This is a genomic window from Catellatospora sp. KI3 (genome assembly GCF_029948125.1).
GTDB lineage: Bacteria > Actinomycetota > Actinomycetes > Mycobacteriales > Micromonosporaceae > Catellatospora.
On the sequence record NZ_JASAMB010000007.1, the window covers coordinates 84,597 to 103,498 of the forward strand.

Annotated in this window: 21 protein-coding genes and 3 pseudogenes; 13 read left to right on the plus strand and 11 right to left on the minus strand. The window is 72.1% G+C overall.

The annotated features are described in order from the left end of the window. The first annotated feature begins 11 nt into the window (after positions 1-11). Genes QEZ54_RS13830 through QEZ54_RS13840 form a run of 3 tightly spaced genes read left to right on the plus strand, consistent with a single transcriptional unit; the run spans position 12 to position 3,398 of the window. Positions 12-911: a sugar ABC transporter permease gene (locus QEZ54_RS13830; RefSeq protein WP_281304982.1), complete on the plus strand. Its 900-nt coding sequence runs from the start codon at positions 12-14 to the stop codon at positions 909-911. Positions 912-921: 10 nt separating this feature from the next. Further along, a complete protein-coding gene (locus tag QEZ54_RS13835; protein WP_281304983.1) occupies positions 922-1,797 on the plus strand; it encodes a carbohydrate ABC transporter permease in 876 nt (291 codons plus the stop codon). Continuing rightward, complete coding sequence (locus tag QEZ54_RS13840) at positions 1,794-3,398, plus strand: glycoside hydrolase family 43 protein (protein ID WP_281304984.1); 1,605 nt, start codon at positions 1,794-1,796, stop codon at positions 3,396-3,398. The genes QEZ54_RS13835 and QEZ54_RS13840 overlap by 4 nt, the downstream gene beginning before the upstream one ends. 142 nt (positions 3,399-3,540) lie before the next feature. On the opposite strand, the gene QEZ54_RS13845 is transcribed toward QEZ54_RS13840, so the two are convergent. The 6 genes from QEZ54_RS13845 to QEZ54_RS13870 all read right to left on the minus strand — a co-directional run bounded on the left by QEZ54_RS13845 (position 3,541) and on the right by QEZ54_RS13870 (position 7,219). After that, positions 3,541-4,776: a DUF6596 domain-containing protein gene (locus QEZ54_RS13845; RefSeq protein WP_281304985.1), complete on the minus strand. Its 1,236-nt coding sequence runs from the start codon at positions 4,774-4,776 to the stop codon at positions 3,541-3,543. After that, complete coding sequence (locus QEZ54_RS13850; protein WP_281304986.1) at positions 4,773-5,135, minus strand: YciI family protein; 363 nt, start codon at positions 5,133-5,135, stop codon at positions 4,773-4,775. Before QEZ54_RS13850 ends, QEZ54_RS13845 begins: the two co-directional genes overlap by 4 nt. A 184-nt stretch (positions 5,136-5,319) precedes the next feature. Further along, positions 5,320-5,682, minus strand: a complete 363-nt coding sequence (locus QEZ54_RS13855) for a VOC family protein (RefSeq protein ID WP_281304987.1) — start codon at positions 5,680-5,682, stop codon at positions 5,320-5,322. Between the two features lie 87 nt (positions 5,683-5,769). After that, a complete protein-coding gene (locus tag QEZ54_RS13860) occupies positions 5,770-6,126 on the minus strand; it encodes a helix-turn-helix transcriptional regulator (RefSeq protein WP_281304988.1) in 357 nt (118 codons plus the stop codon). A 63-nt stretch (positions 6,127-6,189) separates the two neighbouring features. Then, positions 6,190-6,699, minus strand: a complete 510-nt coding sequence (locus QEZ54_RS13865) for an O-acetyl-ADP-ribose deacetylase (RefSeq protein ID WP_281304989.1) — start codon at positions 6,697-6,699, stop codon at positions 6,190-6,192. Between the two features lie 274 nt (positions 6,700-6,973). Continuing rightward, a complete protein-coding gene (locus QEZ54_RS13870; RefSeq protein ID WP_281304990.1) occupies positions 6,974-7,219 on the minus strand; it encodes a DUF5522 domain-containing protein in 246 nt (81 codons plus the stop codon). Between the two features lie 57 nt (positions 7,220-7,276). Between QEZ54_RS13870 and QEZ54_RS13875 the strand changes: the two genes are divergently transcribed. Beyond that, complete coding sequence (locus tag QEZ54_RS13875) at positions 7,277-7,756, plus strand: GNAT family N-acetyltransferase (protein ID WP_281304991.1); 480 nt, start codon at positions 7,277-7,279, stop codon at positions 7,754-7,756. A gap of 220 nt (positions 7,757-7,976) precedes the next feature. On the opposite strand, the gene QEZ54_RS13880 is transcribed toward QEZ54_RS13875, so the two are convergent. Next, positions 7,977-8,804 (minus strand): hypothetical protein, encoded by an 828-nt coding sequence (locus tag QEZ54_RS13880; protein WP_281304992.1) that lies wholly within the window; start codon positions 8,802-8,804, stop codon positions 7,977-7,979. Positions 8,805-8,921: 117 nt separating this feature from the next. Between QEZ54_RS13880 and QEZ54_RS13885 the strand changes: the two genes are divergently transcribed. Then, a complete protein-coding gene (locus tag QEZ54_RS13885) occupies positions 8,922-9,155 on the plus strand; it encodes a hypothetical protein (RefSeq protein ID WP_281304993.1) in 234 nt (77 codons plus the stop codon). Positions 9,156-9,167: 12 nt separating this feature from the next. Here QEZ54_RS13885 and QEZ54_RS13890 read toward each other — a convergent pair whose 3' ends face one another. Beyond that, positions 9,168-10,424, minus strand: coding sequence for a cytochrome P450 (locus tag QEZ54_RS13890; protein ID WP_281304994.1), 1,257 nt, complete (start codon positions 10,422-10,424; stop codon positions 9,168-9,170). Between the two features lie 692 nt (positions 10,425-11,116). Between QEZ54_RS13890 and QEZ54_RS13895 the strand changes: the two genes are divergently transcribed. Beyond that, complete coding sequence (locus QEZ54_RS13895) at positions 11,117-11,350, plus strand: LuxR C-terminal-related transcriptional regulator (RefSeq protein WP_217396832.1); 234 nt, start codon at positions 11,117-11,119, stop codon at positions 11,348-11,350. Here QEZ54_RS13895 and QEZ54_RS13900 read toward each other — a convergent pair. Beyond that, positions 11,331-11,582: a DUF6158 family protein gene (locus tag QEZ54_RS13900; RefSeq protein ID WP_281304995.1), complete on the minus strand. Its 252-nt coding sequence runs from the start codon at positions 11,580-11,582 to the stop codon at positions 11,331-11,333. The two genes, QEZ54_RS13895 and QEZ54_RS13900, sit on opposite strands and share 20 nt — an antisense overlap. A gap of 141 nt (positions 11,583-11,723) precedes the next feature. Between QEZ54_RS13900 and QEZ54_RS13905 the strand changes: the two genes are divergently transcribed. The 4 genes and pseudogenes from QEZ54_RS13905 (at position 11,724) to QEZ54_RS13920 (ending at position 14,295) form a co-directional block, all read left to right on the plus strand. Further along, positions 11,724-12,458 carry a CBS domain-containing protein gene (locus QEZ54_RS13905; protein WP_281304996.1) on the plus strand — a complete coding sequence of 245 codons (735 nt, stop codon included), beginning with the start codon at positions 11,724-11,726 and terminating at the stop codon, positions 12,456-12,458. A gap of 83 nt (positions 12,459-12,541) precedes the next feature. Next, positions 12,542-12,676: pseudogene (locus QEZ54_RS13910) on the plus strand (cation transport regulator ChaB); the annotation flags it as partial. A gap of 74 nt (positions 12,677-12,750) precedes the next feature. After that, positions 12,751-13,248, plus strand: a complete 498-nt coding sequence (locus QEZ54_RS13915; protein WP_281304997.1) for a GNAT family N-acetyltransferase — start codon at positions 12,751-12,753, stop codon at positions 13,246-13,248. A 60-nt stretch (positions 13,249-13,308) separates the two neighbouring features. Beyond that, a complete protein-coding gene (locus tag QEZ54_RS13920; RefSeq protein WP_281304998.1) occupies positions 13,309-14,295 on the plus strand; it encodes an aldo/keto reductase in 987 nt (328 codons plus the stop codon). A gap of 88 nt (positions 14,296-14,383) precedes the next feature. Here the strand turns inward: QEZ54_RS13920 and QEZ54_RS13925 are convergent, their stop codons facing one another. After that, complete coding sequence (locus QEZ54_RS13925) at positions 14,384-14,920, minus strand: hypothetical protein (RefSeq protein ID WP_281304999.1); 537 nt, start codon at positions 14,918-14,920, stop codon at positions 14,384-14,386. Between the two features lie 254 nt (positions 14,921-15,174). Here QEZ54_RS13925 and QEZ54_RS13930 point away from each other — a divergent pair, with 254 nt between their 5' ends. From QEZ54_RS13930 to QEZ54_RS36380, 3 genes and pseudogenes are all read left to right on the plus strand, one after another. Continuing rightward, positions 15,175-15,948, plus strand: a complete 774-nt coding sequence (locus QEZ54_RS13930) for a hypothetical protein (protein ID WP_281305000.1) — start codon at positions 15,175-15,177, stop codon at positions 15,946-15,948. Positions 15,949-16,130: 182 nt separating this feature from the next. Further along, positions 16,131-16,484, plus strand: a pseudogene (locus tag QEZ54_RS36375) (carbohydrate binding domain-containing protein); the annotation flags it as partial. A 690-nt stretch (positions 16,485-17,174) separates the two neighbouring features. Then, positions 17,175-18,371: pseudogene (locus QEZ54_RS36380) on the plus strand (chitinase); the annotation flags it as partial. A 172-nt stretch (positions 18,372-18,543) separates the two neighbouring features. Here QEZ54_RS36380 and QEZ54_RS13940 read toward each other — a convergent pair. Next, positions 18,544-18,726 carry a hypothetical protein gene (locus QEZ54_RS13940; protein ID WP_281305002.1) on the minus strand — a complete coding sequence of 61 codons (183 nt, stop codon included), beginning with the start codon at positions 18,724-18,726 and terminating at the stop codon, positions 18,544-18,546. Between the last annotated feature and the right edge of the window lie 176 nt (positions 18,727-18,902).

Consider the following 18,902-nt stretch of genomic DNA (forward strand, 5'->3'; position numbering starts at 1 on the left):
CAGGAGCCGACATGCGCGGGCGTTTCGACCGGCATCTCACGCCATACCTGTTCGTCGCACCCTTCTTCGCCGTGTTCGCCGTGTTCGGCGCGTACCCGCTGCTGATGACGCTCTGGATGTCGCTGCACGACTGGCATCTGATCAACGGGGCCGGGGACTGGACCGGCCTGGCCAACTACACCGAGCTGTTCAGCGACCCCGACTTCTGGAACGCGCTGGGCAACACGCTCAGCCTGTTCGTCATCTCCACCGTGCCGCAGCTGATCCTCGCCCTGTTCCTGGCCGCGCTGCTGAACACGAAGCTGCGCGGGCGCACCTTCTGGCGCGCGGGCGTGCTGATCCCCAACGTGGTGTCGGTGGTCGCCGTGGCGCTGGTGTTCGCGCAGGTGTTCGGCCGCGACTTCGGCATCGTCAACTGGCTGCTCGGCCTGGCCGGCGTCGACCCGATCGACTGGCCCGCCGACGTGTGGTCCTCGCACCTGGCCATCGCGCTGATCGTGACCTGGCGCTGGACCGGCTACAACGCGCTGATCTACCTGGCCGCGATGCAGGCGGTGCCGAACGACCTGTACGAGTCGGCCCGCCTGGACGGCGCGTCCAACTGGCGCGCGTTCTGGACCGTGACCGTGCCGATGATCCGCCCGACCATCCTGTTCACCACGGTCGTGTCCACCATCGGCGGCCTGCAGCTGTTCGCCGAGCCGCTGCTGTTCGAGTCCAAGGGCGCCTCCACCGGCACCGGCGGCTCCGACCGGCAGTACCAGACGATCACCATGTACCTCTACGAGAAGGGCTTCACCCTCTTCGACGCCGGCTACGCCGCGACGATCGCGTGGGTGCTGTTCCTGGTGGTCGCCCTCATCGCCCTGGTCAACTTCGCGCTGGTACGGCGCGCCGTCGCGAGCCGCTGAGGAGCCCGCCATGACGACCACCGCCCTGCCCCAGACGCACCGCCGACGCAGCGGCGCGTCGACGACCGGGTCCGGCCGCCTGCGGCCGTTCATCTACCTGCTGCTCACGGCGATCATCGCCGCCTCGGCGTTCCCGCTGTACTGGACCTTCGTCGTCGCCAGCTCCGACAACAGCGCCATCGGCGAGGCCACCCCGCCGCTGGTGCCCGGCGGCAACCTGTTCGACAACATCAGCCGGGTCTTCGACAGCTCCGAGTTCGGGCTGGCCCTGACCAACTCGGCGATCGTGGCGACCACCGTCGCCGTCGGCAACGTGCTGTTCGCGTCGATGGCCGGGTTCGCCTTCGCCCGGCTGAAGTTCCGCGGCCGCAACGCGCTGCTGGTGACCGTCATCGGCACGATGATGGTGCCGACCCAGCTCGGCATCATCCCGCTCTACCTGCTCACCACCGACCTCGGCTGGACCGGCCACCTGCAGGCGCTGATCGTGCCCGCGCTGGTGTCGGCGTTCGGCGTGTTCTGGATGCGCCAGGCCGTCGAGGAGGCGGTGCCCAAGGAGCTGGTCGAGGCGGCGTTCGTGGACGGCTGCTCGCTGGTGCGGGTGTACTGGCACGTCGCGCTGCCTGCGATCCGCCCGGCCGCGGCCGTGCTGGGCCTGTTCATGTTCATGGGCGCCTGGAACGACTTCTTCTGGCCCCTGGTCGTGCTCAACCCGGAGAACCCCACCGTGCAGGTGGCGCTGTCGGTGCTGGCCAGCGGGTACTACACCGACTACGCGCTGATGCTGACCGGGGCGCTGCTCGGCGTGCTGCCGGTGCTCGGCGTGTTCCTGCTGCTGGCCCGCCAGATCGTCGGCGGCATCATGGCCGGTGCGGTGAAGGGATGATCCGCAACCCGGTGCTGCCCGGCTTCCACCCCGACCCGTCGATCCTGCGCGTGGGCGAGGACTACTACCTGGCCACGTCCACGTTCGAGTGGATGCCCGGCGTACGCCTGCACCACTCGCGCGACCTGGTCAACTGGCGGCCGCTGGGCGGGGTGCTCGACTCCGGCCGGCTGCTCGACCTCAGCGGCACGCCGGACTCCGGCGGGGTGTGGGCGCCCTGCCTGTCCTACGCCGACGGCGTGTTCTACCTGGTCTTCACCAACGTGGCCAGCTACACCGGCGGGTTCTGGGACGTGCCGAACTACGTGGTGACCGCGGCCTCGATCGAGGGGCCGTGGTCGGACCCGGTGCCGCTGCACGCGCGGGGCTTCGACCCGTCGCTGTTCCACGACACCGACGGGCGCAGCTGGCTGCTCAGCAACGACCTCGACTGGCGGCCCGGCCACCACTGGTCGGCCGGGATCATCGCGCAGGAGTTCGACCGGGGCACCGGCAAGCTGCTGGGCGAGCCGGTGAACATCTTCGGCGGTACGGCCGCGAACTTCACCGAGGGGCCGCACCTCTACCGCCGCGACGGCTGGTACCTGCTGCTCACCGCCGAGGGCGGGACGTCGTGGGGGCACCAGGTGACGGTGGCCCGGTCCCGTTCGGTGCTCGGACCGTACGAGGTCGACCCGGCCACGCCGCTGCTGGCCGCCGACGATCCGGCGCTGCCGCTGCAGAAGGCCGGGCACGGCAGCCTCGTCGACACCCCGGCCGGGGACTGGTACCTGGCGTACCTGACCGGGCGGCCGCTCGGGGTGCGCGACGAGTGCATCCTCGGCCGGGAGACCGCGTTCGCGCCGGTGGCCTGGACCGGCGACGGCTGGCCGCGCATCGACGGAGCACGGCCCGAGCTGGAGATCCCGGCACCCGACCTGCCCGCGCACCCGTGGCCGGTCCCGGCCGAGACCGACGACTTCGACGCCGCCGAGCTCGGCCCGCACTGGGCCACGCTGCGCCGCCCGTTCGGCCCAGACTGGGCCACGCTGCACGAGCGGCCCGGCCACCTGCGGCTGCGCGGCGGCCGGTCGCCGTCGTCCAAGTTCGACCAGAGCCTGGTGGCGCGGCGGGTCACCGCGCCGCGGTGCGCGTTCACCGTGTCGGTGGAGGCCGATCCGCGCAGCCCGCAGCAGCTGGCCGGGGTCGGGGCGTTCTACAGCACCCGCAACTGGTACTACGCGTACCTGACCTGGCGCGAGGGCGTCGGGCGGTGCCTGGAGCTGCTGGCCTGCGACCGGGGCCGGCTGCACCGGCCGGAGCACGAGCCGGTGCCGGTGCCGGACGGGCCGGTGCTGCTGCGGGCCGGACTCGACCGCGACGAACTGCGCTTCGAGTACGCGCTGGAGCCGTCGGCGTGGCGGCCCCTGGGCGGGGTGCTCGACGCGCGGGTGCTGTCCGACGAGCACGCCGCCGAGGTGGACGCCGCGGGCGTGTACCAGGTGTGGGGGTTCACCGGGGCGTTCGTGGGCCTGTGGGCGCACGACCTGACCGGCGGCGGGATGGCGGCGGACTTCGACTTCGCCCGCTACACCGAGCCGGGGGCGCACGCCCCGGCCTGACTTCGACGCTGGCCTATCTGGAGTAGCAACACGCCAGGGCAGGCCTCTGGATAGGCCAGCGTCGATCACAAGACGGCCGTGGGGGCTGGTGGGAGGGCGTTCGCGCCGGCGGGTGGCGTCGGGGCGGGCGCCTTTCCCGCGTTCAGAGGCGGGCGGCGCGGGACTCCAGGTAGCGCTGCTCGGGCAGGCTGGTGGTGGCGCGGGCGGCGCGTCGGTACTGCCCGCGGGCTGCCGCCGGGTCCCCGGCCAGCTCGAACAGGTGCGCGCGTACGGCGTACAGCCGGTGGTGTCGGGCGACCCGTTCGTCGCCGTCCAGCGTCGCCAGCAGCGCCAGCCCCGCCCGCGGCCCGTGCACCATCGCCTGCGCCACCGCCTGGTTCAGCGTCACCATCGGGTTCGGGAACAGCCGCGACAGCAGCTGGTACAGCGACAGGATCTGCGGCCAGTCGGTATCGGCCGCCGTCGGCGCCTCGGCGTGCACGGCCGCGATCGCGGCCTGCAGCTGGTACGGCCCCAGCCGCGCCGCCCGCAGCGTGGCGGTGATCAGCTCCACGCCCTCGGCGATCGCCATCGTCTGCCAGCGGCTGCGGTCCTGCTCGGCCAGCGGGACCAGCTCGCCGTCGGGGCCGGTGCGGGCGCCCCGCCGCGCGTCGGTGAGCAGCATCAGCGCCAGCAGCCCGGCCACCTCGCCGTCGTCGGGCAGCAGCCGCCGCAGCGCGCGGGTCAGCCGGATCGCCTCGGCGGTCAGCTCGGTGCGCTGCAGGCTCGCCCCGGAGGTGGCGGTGTAGCCCTCGTTGAAGATCAGATACAGCACCTGGAGCACCGTGCGCATGCGCTCGGGCAGCTCCTCGGGCGGCGGCGCGGCGAACCGCGCCCCGGTGGCCCGGATCCGCTGTTTGGCCCGGCTGACGCGCTGGGCCGTCGTCGCCTCGGGCACCAGGAAGGCGTGCGCGATCTCGGCGGTGGACAGCCCGCCGACCGCGCGCAGCGTCAGCGCCACCTGCGACGCCGCCGTCAGCGCCGGGTGGCAGCACAGCAGCAGCAGGGTCAGCGTGTCGTCGGAGTCGGGCACGGCCCGCTCACCGGGCGCGGCGGCGACCAGCTCGTCGGCGGGGGTGGCCGCGAACGCCCACTCCTCCCGGCGGCGCCGGGCGACGTCGCTGCGTACCTGGTCGACCAGGCGCCGGGTGGCGACCGTGACCAGCCAGGACTTCGGATGGTCGGGCAGCCCGTGGGCGGGCCACTGCACCGCGGCGGCCAGCAGCGCCTCCTGCACCGCGTCCTCGCACTCGGCGAAGTCGCCGTGGCGCCGGACGAGGATGCCGAGGACCTGCGGCGCGAGGTCGCGCAGCAGGCCCTCGACGGGGGTACGGGTCACATCTCCAGCCCGGAGGAGGCCATGATCGGGCGCACCTCGATCGCGAAGTACTTCGCGTCGGGGATCTTCCCGGCCAGCTCGTACGCCCGCTCCGGGGTCTCTGCCTCGATCGCGTAGTAACCCGCCAGCCACTCCTTGGCCTCCAGGTACGGCCCGTCGGTGACGGTCAGCTCGCCGTCGCGGACCCGGGCCGTCCTCGTCTGCGACGGATCCGCCAGCGCGGCGAAGCCGAGCAGCTCACCGGTGCCGGTCAGCTCCTTGATGAACTCCTCGTGCCCGGCCATGACCGCCTCGCGCACCTCGGCGGGCAGCGCCTCCCAGTTGGCCGGGTTCATGTGGATGATCAGCAGGTACTTCATCTCCGCACTCCTTCGTCGTCGCGGCCGGGGGCCGCCGTCGGGGGTGGGTCGGAGCGGGGCGCTCGCTCTCGACATACCCCCGCAAGATTGTTTCGTGCAGTTTCGGGGAAGGTGCTGGAATGCGGGTCCGGCCGGGTGCAGTTTCCCCGAAACCGCACCCGACCGGCACGTCAGGGTCGGGCCGTCAGGCGAAGTCGTCCGGCTTGAAGTCGCGGGGTTCGACCAGGACCAGCCAGTTGCCGGAGTTGTCGCGCATGACCGCCTCGACGCCGTACGGCCGGTCGGCGGGCTCCTGCAGGAACACCACCCCCTTGGCGACCAGCTCGGCGTACGTCCGGCGGCAGTCGTCGACGCGCAGGCCGAGCCCGCCCATCTTGCCCTGCTCCAGCTGGCGGCGCACGAAGTCGGCCGCGTCGGCGTCCAGCGGCGGCCCCGGCGTCATCAGCGTGACCTCCAGCTCCGGCTGGCTCGGGTGGCACAGGGTCACCCAGCGGAACCCCTCACCCATGGTGATGTCGGTACGCGGGGCGAACCCGAGCACCTCCACGTAGAAGTCCCGGCCTGGTCCTGATCGAGGCAGTAAACCGTGACGAGCGAAATGTTCGTGATCATAAGTTCGACCCTAAACCGCAGCTCAGGGCGGTTGCTTCTCCGAGATTGCGCCGGGCGCGCCGGGGCCGCCGGTGGTACCCGCCAGATCCACCACGCCCCGCATGAACAGGTAGCAGCCGGGCACGTGCGGGCCGCCCCGGGCCGCCCAGCGATCGCGGTACGCCGTCGGGGTCTCGCCGGTGAGCTGGGCGAACCTCGACGAGAACGAGCCGAGGCTGGCGAAGCCGACCGCCATGCAGATCTCGGTGACGGTCAGGTTGGCGCCGCGCAGCAGGTCCTGGGCGCGCTCGAGGCGGCGCCGGGTCAGGTAGCGGATCGGGGTCTCGCCGTACACCGCCTCGAAGCTGCGCACGAAGTGGAACTTGGACACGCGGGCCACCCGGGCCAGCGCCAGCGGCTCGGGGGTCGGGTCCGCTTGGCCGGATCGGTGGGGGTCGGCGGGTCAGCGCAGCTCGGCGGCGAGCAGGTCGTAGGTCTCGCGGTCGAAGGCGACCAGGCGGATGTGCGTGACCTCGGTCGGGGTGGTGCGCAGGGTGGCCACGGCGATGCGGGCGGCGCGCTCGGGCGGGAAGCCGTACAGTCCGGTCGCGATGGCGGGGAAGGCGACGGTGCGGGCGCCGAGTTCGTCGGCGACGGCCAGGCTGCGGCGGTAGCAGGAGGCGAGGGTGTCGTCCTCGCCGTAGTCGCCGCCCTCCCATACCGGGCCGACCGTGTGGATCACGTGGCGCACCGGCGGGTCCAGGTCGAAGGCGGGAGTGGCCATGGCGTCGCCCGGCTCGCACGGGCCGACGCGCCCGCCCGCCTGCGCCAGCCGTGGTCCGGCCGCACGGTGGATCGCCCCGTCGACGCCGCCCCCGCCGAGCAGCGACTCGTTGGCGGCGGTCACGACCGCATCCACCTGCTCAGCGGTGATGTCCCCGTGAACCACCTCGATGCGTACCACGGTCCGCATTCTGCCACCGCCGCGCCCACCCCACCCGCCCCCGTCCGCCGGCCCGCCTCGCATCTCGCCCCGCCGACGAGTCACCGTTCCACCCGTTCTGCCCACACTCGCCCGCTGGTCCGCCCCGTCCACGCATCGACGTTGTCCTATTACGAGGAGTTTTTGTAGATCATCTTCCACGTAATAGGCCAACGTCGATGTAAAACCGCAGCGTGTGGCTCGTTGGCGTGGCACGTTGGCGTGGTCCGTCGGTGTGGCGCGGTTTGTGTGGCGTGGGGGTGGGTCAGGTGGTGTATGGGCAGTGGCGGCAGCCGCGGTCGCAGCAGAAGCCGCGGTCGGCCAGGAAGGCGGCGCTCAGTACGAACAGGCCGCTGCCCGGGTCGAGGTATCCGGGCTGCCCGGCGGCCAGTGCCTCGCCGTGCCGGCGCAGGATCTCCGCGCGCTCCGGATGGTCATCGCGCAGCCTGCTCGGATGCGGCTCGTCCAGCCCGCGCGGGGCCAGCGTCTGTCGAGGCCGGGGTGCGCGCACGCGGTGACGATACCGCGCCGCGGGGGCGGGGCCGGCCGGCCGGGGTAGCGTCGGCACGTGATCGAGGTGAGGCGGGCGGTGGCCGCGGACGCGGCCGAGATCGTGCGGCTGCGTACGGTGATGCTCGGCGCGATGGCGGGCGAGCCGGTGCCGGACGGGCCGTGGCAGGAGCTGGTGGGGGCGAACCTCCGGCGGCTGCTGGCCGATCCGGCGGGCGACTTCGCCGCGTACGTGGTGGCGGGGGCGGACGGGGTGGGTCTGCTGGCGTGCGCGGTCGGCGTGATCGACGTGCGGCTGGGCGGTCCGCTGGATCCGAGCGGGCGCACCGGGTACGTGTCCAACGTGGTGACCGAGCCCGGTCACCGGCGCCGGGGGCTGTCCCGGGCCTGCCTGTCGGCGCTGCTGGAGTGGTTCGCCGGACGGGGCGTGACCAGCGTTGATCTGCGCGCGACCGAGGACGGGGCGCCGCTGTACCGCGAGCTGGGTTTCCGACCGGTCGATCATCCCGGGATGCGGCTGCGCACCGGTCGCAGGTGAAGGGCACTTACCGCCGAGTCAGGCTTGCACGGTCGGGTGAGGCGCTGCCGCCGACCGGCTGTGATGATGTCGCCATCGGACGTCACCGGCGTCGTCCGAGGCGCTCTTTCCGCGCCGGAGGCTCACGAAGTCCTGGCTGCGACGCACCCGTGCGGGGCACGACCTTCAGGGTGACAGGTGGGACCTGCTTCTGCATGGTGAGGCAGGTCCTTCGCTGTGTTCAGCCGTCGGGGCGGTGCGGCAGCCGGGCGGTGATCCGGTGGCGCACCCGGCGGAGCAGAGCGCGGGCAGGTCCGGGCTGCCGGGGCAGGTCGCCGGGGCGCAGGTTGAGCCGGCCGGTGAGCAGGCCGCGGCCGGTGACGACGCTGCCGGGCGCGGGCGGTGCGGCGAGTTCGGCGGTGCCCGCGGCGAGGTCGAGTTCGAGTGCGGGCCGGACGCTGAGGCGCAGCCAGTGGAACGCGGTGCCGGTCAGCGAGTTGACGCGGAGTTCGGCGCGGCGGACGGTGGCGGTGAAGTCGACCTCGGCCGTCGGCGCCCAGTCGCCGGGGGCGGCGGGCGGCCGGCGGAGCTCCTGGCTGAGCAGGTGGCCGCGGTCCAGCCGCGCGCCCGTTTCCTGCTGGTACGACCTGAGATCCGGGTACGCGGTGATCCGGTCGGCGAGCACGGACAGCACCACTTGTCCGCGTGCCAGCAGCCCGCCGGCCAACCGCAGCAGCGAGTGGTCCTCCAACTGCGCCGCGACGGAGCAGAGCAGGTTGCCCTCGGTCTCGTCGAGCAGGTTCAGCGTGGCCACCCGGTCGTCCAGTAGCCGTACGTCGGTGCAGGCCACGGTGGGTGCGCTGCCCGCGAGGCCGGTGAGCACGCCCGCGATGAGCCCGCCGCGCGCCTGCACCACCACCCGGGCGGCGGAGGGGCAGGTCCACACGTGATCGCAGCGTTCCCGGTCGACCTGCACGGGTTCGGCGGCACCGAGGATCGTCGCCATGAGATCGCGCAGCTCGTCCTGGGTTCGCACGTCGACGCCGATCGACGGGAATCGAGTCGTCACCATGCCCTCCCCGGTGAGGCCGGCCGGCCTCAACCGTACCCCCGGCGACCGAGGGCTGCCGGTGTAACGGCGCCAAGGTACGGTGGGCAACTGGCGAACGCGGGAGACGGAGGAGACATGTTCTGGAGGAGGCGAAAGCCGGCAGGCCAGTGGGTTGTGGTCGTCAGCCGGATTCGTCCGTTGGATCCCAATGGTGGTGGCCGGGACGAGCTGCGCTGGCCGGAGCAGCAGGACGCCGTGCACAACCTGGATTCCCGTTCGGCAGCGGACGACGTGGCTGGTCAGCTGCGCGGCGATGTGTCAGTCCAAAACGGGCGCAAGCGGGTCAAAGTCCTCTTCACCGGGCACTGAGTTCCGGCCGGTTCACTGCGCGAGCGACCCCGCCGACTGCGCGGCGGGGACGCCTGCGTCCAGCCGTACCCACAGCTCCTCGTGGCCGCGCAGCATCAGCTGGTGCGGCACGGGCGGCTCGACGGCGAGGCCGATGCCGGGGAACCGGTCGAGCAGCGCGCTCAAGCCGCGCTCACCTTCCATCTTGGCCAGCGCCGCACCCAGGCAGTAGTGCCCGCCGCTGCTGAAGGCGAGGTGCGCCCGCTGCGGCCGGTGGGGGTCGAACCGGTCGGGGTCGGCGTACCGGGACGGGTCGCGGTTGGCCGCGGCCAGCAGCACCAGCACCTCGCTGCCCGCCGGCACGCGCGTGCCGCAGACCTCGACGTCGGTGGCGGCCCGGCGCACCACGAAGTGGGTCGGGCCCTGGCAGCGCAGGATCTCGTCGACATACCCGGGCAGCACCGAGCGGTCGGTCCGGGCCCGCCGCCAGAGCTCGGGCTGCTCCAGCAGCAGGGTCAGCCCGTTGCCGAGCAGGTGCACGGTGGTCACGAAGCCCGCGTTGAAGACCACGACCAGGTTCGACAGCAGCTCCCGGTCGGTGAGCGGGTCCTGCTCCGCCGCCTGCGCCTGGATCAGCACGGTGATGAGGTCGTCGGCGGGCCGGGCCCGCCGACGCGCCACCATCTCGGCGAAGTAGTCGGTCAGCTCCTCCGACGCCCGGTCGGCTCGGCGCATGTTCTCCTCGGTGCCGCCGCCGAGTTCGATGACCTTCGCCAGCTCCGCCGCGCGCGGGCGGTACCAGGGCAGGTCCGCGTCCGGCACGCCGAGCAGCCGGCCCAGCACCGCGGCGGGCATCGGGAACGCGAAGTCGCGCATGAAGTCCACCGGCTCGCCCGCCGCGGCCCGGCGGGCCATCGCGTCGAGCAGGTCCGCGCAGATGTCGTCGATCTGCGGTTCGAGGTCCATGATCCGGCGCGGGGTGAAGGTGTGCGCGAACAGGCGGCGCATCTGGGTCTGCCGCGGCGGGTTGGTGAACATCATCGAGTGGCTGAAGACCGCGTGCGTGCGGCGCTCCTCCCAGGACGGCGGCTGCGCCATCATGCTGCCGTCGAGCACCTGGAAGGCCGGGTCGCGCAGCGCCTGGCTGGCGGCCTCGAAGCCGCAGAGCAGGAACTGGTAGCGCGCGGGCTGCTCGATGGCGAGAACCGGTGCGCCGAGTTCGTGCAGCGAGCGGTAGTACGCGAACGGGTTGCGGCGGACCTGTGCGGAGAAGAGCGGTCCCAGTGGCACGGTGGGCAAATCATTGAAGACAGTCGATGCATTCGCGCCCATGGCTCTTATCTCCACGATGTATCACAAATCGCCATCGAAAAATGCGCACAAAGCAACCACGGATCGGCCCTGAGCTGGACCTGCCGGATCGTTGCGCAGTCAGACGACCAAAGGCTAGGACCGGGCGTCATGCCTCTGGAAGTGGCGGAACGGAAGTTGACGCCAAAACGCCAACACAGGTGGTGATCCGCCCATCGCGCCATCGGCGCGCCCGTACGGGTAACAACACCGTCAAGATCGCATCGACGATGTTCACCTGAGCGGGCCGCGCCACTATCCTTACCCGCATGGGTGGTCCGAGTTGGCCGGACGGCCCAGCCGGGACGCCTGAACCGACGATTGGCAAGCAGTGGGTGTCGGCGCCATCGGCTGACGCCGCCCGCAGCGCCAAGCGTGCGAGAGCGTCGAGAATCGATCCGTCGCAGGCTGTCGTGAGGCCGTCAGACGCGGACGCGCGGCGCGCCCCCTCGGCTGATCGCGTGCGGGTAGCCGCAGGTCGGCGCGTCGCCGCTCAAACTGACAGGCAGCTGGGAGAAAGCGCGGCGACGACCGCCCCACTTGACGTCGGAAGTAGACGGTCGGAAGATTCAACCCGGCTCGTGTCGCCCGGCGGGACGGCGACGACCCTGGCGTGGGCGGGGAGGGGTGCGGTGGACGCAGCGGCAATCTCGGCAGAGGAGCGGCTGATGGTCGAAATGATCATCACCGACCATGGAGACGAGCAGATCGCCTCCCAACTCAACGTCGCCGTCCGCACCATGCAGCGCCACCTGCGGGCCCTGATGGATCGGGTGGGCGCGCCCAACCGCGGCGCGCTGTGCGCGATCGCCACCTTCTACGGCTGGATCGACATGGCGTCGATCCTCATGAACGAGCTGAAGTAGCCCCGCCGGGCCGCAGCCGTCTCGGGTCGGGGTCGCGCCCCGGGAAGCGGCGCAGGTATTCGCGCTCCAGCTCGCGGCTGCGCTCAGAGTGGTTGGCCAGGGCGCTGTCCGACCCGTGCACGAAGGTGTCGTGCCGGGTGCGGTGCAGCGAGGCCAGTTCGCGGGCGAGCTCGTGGTTGCTTAGGTCGCCCGCGGGGACGCCGCTGTGGTCGGCTGTACGCATCGTCGTCATGTCATACCCCGGGTATTTTGATCCGTCGTAGCGGTTAATGCCGGACTCGGTACGATCACAGGTGTCATGTACCCACCGGTGCGGCAGAACATGCCAGGCCGGTGAGCGATGCCGGACCCCGACGGGGAGGGGGTGCGCCTGATGGCGGCGCGCACCGTGGCGGACGTGATGTCGGCGCCAGTGGTCAGCGTGGCGCCGCGGACGCAGTACCGGGAGATCGTCGAGCTGCTGGCCGAGCACGGCATCAGCGCGATGCCGGTGGTCGGCGCGGACGGCGTCGTGCTCGGCGTGGTCTCCGAGGCCGACCTGCTGCACAAGCTGGCGCTGGGCGGCGAGGAGCCACAGCGGCGGCTGTTCGAGCGGCGCCGCCGCGCGGTGGCGCGGACCAAGGCCGAGGGCGAGACCGCCGAGGACCTGATGACGACCCCGGCCGTGGTGGTCCGGCCGGGCGCCTCCGTGGTCGAGGCTGCCCGGATCATGGAGAACGAGCAGCTCAAGCGGCTTCCGGTGGTGTCCGGGAACCGGCTGGTCGGGATGGTGTCGCGGCGCGATCTGCTGCGCACGTACCGGCGGACCGATGAGGCGATCCGGCACGACGTGGTGCACGACGTGATCGAGGGGATGCTCTTCGTCCAGCCGCCGCGGATCGACGCGGAGGTGGTCGACGGGGTGGTCCGGCTGACCGGCACCACCGGCCGCCGCAGCACCGCGCAGATCGCCGAGCACCTGGTGCGTACCGTGCCCGGGGTGGTCGACGTCGTCAACGAGCTGGCCTCGGAGTGGGACGACACCTCCCGGCGCGAGCGGCGGCACGACTTCGACGCCGAGGTCGACGGTCCGGAGCGCCCCCGCGACGGCACCCTCGACATGATGTGACCTCCACCAGCCTCGAGCAGGGAGCGGGAGCCATGCCCATCCAGCGGGAGATGCGCAGCAAGCTGCGGTACACCTCGACGGAGACCAAGGACCAGCTGCTGAACGTGGCCAAGCGCCTCAACATCAGCGGCCGCTGGCAGATGACCAAGGCCGAGCTGGTACGGGCCATCGAGAACGCCGGCGCCCAGTCGCGCCGCAACCGGCGCGAGCCCCGGTGACCGGCGCCGGGTCCTGGCCCCTGCGCCAGGCGGCCGCGCCCGCGCCGCCGCGCCGACCGCGTATGTTCGCCCTCATGCTCACCGCCCTGACCCCGACCGAGCTCGTGCCCGGTGCGCCGCTGGCCGGGCAGCTGCACCGGCTCTACGCGGGCAACGCCGCCTACCACCGGCTCAGCGGCGAGTTCGGCCCGGACCTCACCGAGGCGCAGGTGCTGGCCTCGATCGAGGAGGACCTGGCCACCCCCGGGGTGGAGGTGTTCGCGGTGGGCGCCGACCGGGGCGCGCCGACCGCCGTGGTGAACCTGCTGGCCGAGCATCCCCGCGACGGCCTGCCCTGGATCGGGCTGCTGCTGGTCGACGCCGACCGGCACGGCACCGGCCTGGGCACCGCGGCCGCCCGCGAGGTGCACGACCTGCTGCGCGGGCGCGGCCGTACGGCGGTGCGGCTGGCGGTGCTGGAGAACAACCCGGTGGCGTTCGCGTTCTGGACCTCGCTGGGCTACACCGAGGTCGACCGGCGTCCTGACCTGCGGTTCGGTCGCCCCTGCATCGTGATGCACCGGCCGCTGTAAGTTTCCCGGCCGGCACCGCTCCGGTTCCGGGCCGCCGCCCGCCGCGACTAGGCTGCCGATGTGGAGCAGCGGATTCTCGGCCGTACCGGCCGCAGCGTGGGTGTGATCGGACTCGGCGCCTGGCAGCTCGGCGCCGACTGGGGCGACGTCGCCGAAGACGACGCCCTGGCGGTGCTCGGCGCCGCCGTCGACGCGGGCGTCACCTTCATCGACACCGCCGACGTGTACGGCGACGGCCGCAGCGAGCGGCTGATCGGACGGTTCCTGCGCGAGGGCGGGGCCGGACGGGGTCTGACGGTCGCGACCAAGATGGGGCGCCGGGTGCCGCAGACCGTGGACGCCTATCGCCTCGACGCGTTCCGGGCCTGGAACGATCGGTCCCGGCAGAACCTCGGCGTGGACACGCTCGACCTGGTGCAGCTGCACTGCCCGCCGACGGCCGTGTACGGCGCCGACGCGGTGTTCGACGCGCTGGACACCATGGTCGAGGAGAAGCGGATCGCCGCGTACGGCGTCAGCGTTGAGACGTGCGACGAGGCACTGACCGCGATCGCCCGCCCGAACGTGGCGTCGGTCCAGATCATCCTCAACGCGCTGCGGCTCAAGCCGCTGGAGCGGGTGCTGCCCGCCGCCGCGGCGGCCGGGGTCGCCATCATCGCGCGGGTGCCGCTGGCCAGCGGCCTGCTGTCCGGGCGCTACGACGAGAACACCGTGTTCGGCTCCGACGACCACCGCAACTACAACCGGCACGGCGAGGCGTTCGACGTCGGCGAGACGTTCTCCGGCGTCGACTTCGGCACCGGCCTGGCCGCGGTGCGCCGGCTGGCGCCGCTGGTGCCCGACGGCGCGACGACGGCCCAGTTCGCGCTGCGCTGGATCGTGGACCAGCCGGGCGTGAGCGTGGTGATCCCCGGCGCGCGCAACGCGGCGCAGGCGCAGGCGAACGCGGCCGCCGCGACCCTGGCGCCGCTGCCGGAGCCGGCGCTGGCCACCGTCACCGAGATCTACGACGAGCTGATCCGCCCGCAGGTGCACCACCGCTGGTGACTGAAGTTGCCGGGCAATCGGGGGTATGCGAGCGCTGAGACCCCCGATTGCCCGGCACTTTGAAACGGTCTTGACCGCGGCTCGGCGGTCAGCGGCGGGGGCGAGGGGACCTGCCGGCAGGGTGGGGGCGCTCGCCCCCGCGGCGGTTGAGCAGGGCGGCCAGCCACAGGGCGCCCGCTCCGCCGAGCAGCACCGTCGAGCCGATCGTGGCCAGCGTGCCGGTCGACGGGCCGGACGTGCCGGTGCGCGGCAGTTCGCCGCCCTCGCTGTCGCCGTCGTGGCCGCGACCGTCATCGTCGTCGCCCCCGTCGTCGCCGTCGTCGTTGCCCCGGGGCGTCTGCGACGGCCACGGCGACTGGCCGTGCGCCGACAGCGACGGCGACGGTGAATGGGGCCGCGGCCGCGACGGGCTCGGCGAGTCGTCCGGCGACAGTGAGGCCGAGGGGGAGTGCGGCGGCCGGGGCGAGGGCGAGTGGGAGCCGTAGCCGTGGTGCTTGCCGCGCTCGGCGGCGTGGCCGTCACCGGGGGCGAGCAGTCCGAACACACCCGTCGCGAGCAGCACGGCGGCCGGTGTGGCCACGGCGGCGAAGGTGGCGCGGCGGACCGGCGTTCCCGTGATACCCATCAATTCGTCCTTCGTCTCGAACGGCGGCCGGTTGGTGGCACCACTCTCGTCAACGCGACGGTCCTGGCCGAGATACGGGACCAGCCCCGGTATAACGGCACGAACAGGACATATCTCCCCCGATCCGCTCTTGCCAACGCGCCAACCGGCGATGGGTGACGGTTAGTTGACAATTGCCCTACTTCGGGCATGCCCCGTGTCCGTGCCCGGTTCCCCCCGTTGACCTCGCGGAGCATGAGGCCGGGGGGGTTTCGATGGAGACGCAGGGGCATGACCACGGCGCGCTGCTCGACGGGCTGACCGCGGCGTTCACCGCGATGGTCGGCGCGCACCGCCTCACTCTCGGCTTCGCGTCGCTCGCGCTGCTGGTGGCGGTCCTGCTGGGGGCGGCGCACGCGCTGGCACCCGGGCACGGCAAGGTCATGATGGCGACGTACCTGGTGGCGGGGCGCGGGGCGGTGCGGCAGGCGGTGGCCCTGGCCGCGACGGTGGCGCTGACGCACACCGCGGGCACGCTGCTGCTGGGCATCGTGCTCGCCGGCGGCCTGCACTTCGCCTCGCACGGGGTGTACGCGCTGCTGACCGCCGTCAGCGGCCTGCTGGTCGCCGGGGTCGGCGTGTCGCTGCTGCGCCGTGCCTACCGGGTGCTGCGGCACGGACCGCACGACGACCACGACCACGATCACGGGCCGGGGCTGGTGCGCGGGCGCGGCGTGGTCGCGATGGGCCTGGCCGGGGGCCTGGTGCCGAGCCCGTCGGCGGTGGTGGTGCTGCTCGGCGCGGTCGGGCTGGGGCGGGCCTGGTTCGGCGTGCTGCTGGTCGCGGCGTACGGCGTGGGCATGGCGGCGACGCTGGTCGGGCTGGGGCTGCTGCTGACCCGGATGCGGGCCTGGCTCAAGCGCGCGTCGGCGTACGGCCGGGGCCGGACCCTGCTGCGCCATCGCGCCTGGCGGCTGGTGCCGCTGTTCACCTCCGCGACGGTCGTCGTGATCGGACTCGGTGTCGCCACCCGGGCGCTTGCCCTCTGAGCTGCGCGGATCCTGTGTGCACGGTCGGCATGAAACTGGTATGGACATTAACAGTTAAGTCTATTAATAATTAGGCCCACCATCAGACGCCCGTGACCGCGGTCACCGGGCCGGGAGGAGGGTCCGTGCACATCAAATCCCGTCTGCTCGCCGTCGCGGCCGCGCTGCTCGTCGCGGGCGGCGTGCTCGCGGTCGCCAGCCCGGCGTCCGCGGCCAATCTGCTCGGCAACCCCGGATTCGAGTCCGGCAGCCTGTCGCCGTGGTCCTGCAGTCTCGGCAGCGTCGTCTCCACGCCCGTCCGCAGCGGCACCAAGGCCCTTCAGGGTGCCGCGTCCAGCTCGGACAACGCCCAGTGCACGCAGACCGTCGCGGTGCAGCCGAACACGGCGTACTCGCTGACCGGCTGGGTGCGCGGCGCGTACGTGTACCTCGGCGTCACCGGCGGCGCGTCCACCTGGACCCCGTCGGCCACCGCCTTCACCCAGCTGACCGTCAACTTCACCACCGGCGCGTCGCAGACCAGCGCCCAGGTGTACCTGCACGGCTGGTACGGCCAGGGCACCTACTACGCCGACGACGTCAGCCTGGACGGCCCCGGCGGCACCGGCGTGCCCGGCGTCCCCGGCAACCCGGCGGTCGGCACGGTCACCAACAGCTCGATCGCCCTGAGCTGGGGCGCGTCCAGCGGCACCGTCACCGGCTACCGGGTGTACGAGGGCAGCACCGTCGTGGCGACGGTCACCGGCACCTCGGCGACGGTCTCCGGCCTGGCGACGTGCTCGGCGCACTCGTACAGCGTGGCGGCGTACAACTCCACCGGTGAGTCGGCCAAGAGCGGCACGGTCACCGCCACCACCACGGGCTGCACCACCGTCCCGGCGACCCCGTCCGGCCTGACCGCCACGGGCACCACGAACAGCATCATCTCGCTGTCCTGGAACGCCTCCGCGGGGGCCACCGGCTACCGCGTCTACGAGGGCACCACCGTGGTCGCCACGGCTACCGGCACCTCTGCCACGGCCATCGGCCTGGCGACCTGCTCGACCCACACGTACACCGTCGCCGCGTACAACAGCAGCGGTGAGTCGGCCAAGAGCGGTGCGGCCAGCGCGACCACGACCGGCTGCACCACCGTCCCGCCGACCCCGTCCGGACTGGCCGTGACCGGCACCGCGAACACGTCGGTGTCGCTGTCGTGGAACGCCTCCTCGGGCGCGACGGGCTACCGCGTGTACGAGGGCACCACGGTCAAGGCCACCGTCACCGGCACCACCGCGACGGTCTCCGGGCTGGCCACGTGCTCGGCGCACTCGTACACGGTGGCGGCGTACAACAGCAGCGGCGAGTCGGCCAGGAGCGGCGCGGTCAGCGCGACCACGACCGGCTGCGTCAACACCGGCCTGCCAAAGCACGCGCTCGTCGGCTACCTGCACGCCAGCTTCGCCAACGGCTCGGGCTACCTGCGCATGGCCGACGTCCCGGCCGCCTGGGACATCATCAACCTGTCCTTCGCCGAGCCCACCTCGGTCACCTCCGGCGACGTGCGGTTCAAGCAGTGCCCGGTAGCCGAGTGCCCCAACGTGGAGTCCGAGGCGGACTTCATCGCCGCGATCCGGGCCAAGCAGGCCCAGGGCAAGAAGGTGCTGATCTCCATCGGCGGCGCCAACGGGCAGGTGCAGCTCACCACCACCGGTGCGCGAGACGCGTTCGTCAACTCGGTCAGCGCGATCATCGACAAGTACGGCCTGAACGGCCTCGACATCGACTTCGAGGGCCACTCGCTGTACTTCAACGCCGGTGACAGCGACTTCAAGAACCCGACCACCCCGGTCATCGTCAACCTGATCTCGGCGCTGAAGTCCCTCAAGGCGCGGTACGGGGCCGGGTTCGTGCTGACCATGGCGCCGGAGACGTTCTTCGTGCAGCTGGGCTACCAGTTCTACGGCGGCACCTGCAACGGCTGCGACACCCGGGCCGGGTCGTACCTGCCGGTCATCTACGCGATGCGCAACGACATCACCGTGCTGCACGTGCAGGACTACAACTCGGGCCCGATCATGGGCCTGGACAACCAGTACCACAACATGGGCGCCGCGGACTTCCACATCGCGATGACCGACATGCTGTCGGCCGGGTTCCCGGTGGCGGGCAACACCGCCAACATGTTCCCGGCGCTGCGCGACGACCAGATCGCCTTCGGCACCCCGGCCGCCGTCAGCGCGGGCGGCGGGTACGTCGGCCCGGCCGTCGTCCAGCAGGCCGTCAACTGCCTGGTGAAGAACCAGAACTGCGGCGGGTACACCCTGCGGGGCGGCACCATGCCGGACTTCCGCGGCCTGATGACCTGGTCCATCAACTGGGACAAGTACTACGGCTGGGAGTTCCAGAACAACCACGAACCGTTCCTGAACGCCCTGCCCTGACCCTGCCCCACCCGCTCACCTCGGCCGCGTCGCCCACCCCGGGCGGCGCGGCCGCCGCCGTAGGTGGGTGGGTGGGTGGGTGGGTGGGTGGGTGCAGTTTCGGGGAAAGTGCAGGAATCTTGGCCGTCTTACGTGCAGTTTCCCCGAAACTGCACGCTCCCGCGCCACACCCTCAGTCGAGGAGGCGGGTGCGTTTGAGGTCCATGCCGCCCAGGCCGAGCGGGATGTCGGGGTCGGAGTGGGCGTCGGCGCCCGCGCAGACCACGTCCGAGGTGCTGGTCCGCTCATGCTCGCTGGCGAAGTCGGGTTCGTCGTCGGTCCCCGCCCCGAAGGCTTCCGGTCGTTGCGGCTGCATACGGCCATTGTCCGCGTACCGGCACCGCGGTTGGCCCGATCGGCGCGCTGTCCCCGGACCGCCCGCGTTCGCCCTTTCACCTCACGTGACTCATCTGCCCGGTCTGCCCGCCCCGCCGCCCGCCGGTGATCATGAGGTTGTGCCCGCGACACGCCGTCGAACCGTGCCAAAGGTTC

Excerpts from the sequence above, each read along its gene's own strand:
- QEZ54_RS13830 (WP_281304982.1), top strand. The coding sequence starts at position 12 with ATGCGCGGGCGTTTCGACCGGCATCTCACGCCATACCTGTTCGTCGCA.
- QEZ54_RS13835 (WP_281304983.1), top strand. The coding sequence starts at position 922 with ATGACGACCACCGCCCTGCCCCAGACGCACCGCCGACGCAGCGGCGCG.
- QEZ54_RS13840 (WP_281304984.1), top strand. The coding sequence starts at position 1,794 with ATGATCCGCAACCCGGTGCTGCCCGGCTTCCACCCCGACCCGTCGATC.
- QEZ54_RS13850 (WP_281304986.1), bottom strand. The coding sequence starts at position 5,135 with ATGAAGTACCTGCTGATCATCCACATGAACCCGGCCAACTGGGAGGCG.
- QEZ54_RS13865 (WP_281304989.1), bottom strand. The coding sequence starts at position 6,699 with ATGCGGACCGTGGTACGCATCGAGGTGGTTCACGGGGACATCACCGCT.
- QEZ54_RS13885 (WP_281304993.1), top strand. The coding sequence starts at position 8,922 with ATGTTCTGGAGGAGGCGAAAGCCGGCAGGCCAGTGGGTTGTGGTCGTC.
- QEZ54_RS13900 (WP_281304995.1), bottom strand. The coding sequence starts at position 11,582 with ATGACGACGATGCGTACAGCCGACCACAGCGGCGTCCCCGCGGGCGAC.
- QEZ54_RS13905 (WP_281304996.1), top strand. The coding sequence starts at position 11,724 with ATGGCGGCGCGCACCGTGGCGGACGTGATGTCGGCGCCAGTGGTCAGC.
- QEZ54_RS13915 (WP_281304997.1), top strand. The coding sequence starts at position 12,751 with ATGCTCACCGCCCTGACCCCGACCGAGCTCGTGCCCGGTGCGCCGCTG.
- QEZ54_RS13925 (WP_281304999.1), bottom strand. The coding sequence starts at position 14,920 with ATGGGTATCACGGGAACGCCGGTCCGCCGCGCCACCTTCGCCGCCGTG.
- QEZ54_RS13930 (WP_281305000.1), top strand. The coding sequence starts at position 15,175 with ATGGAGACGCAGGGGCATGACCACGGCGCGCTGCTCGACGGGCTGACC.
- QEZ54_RS13940 (WP_281305002.1), bottom strand. The coding sequence starts at position 18,726 with ATGCAGCCGCAACGACCGGAAGCCTTCGGGGCGGGGACCGACGACGAA.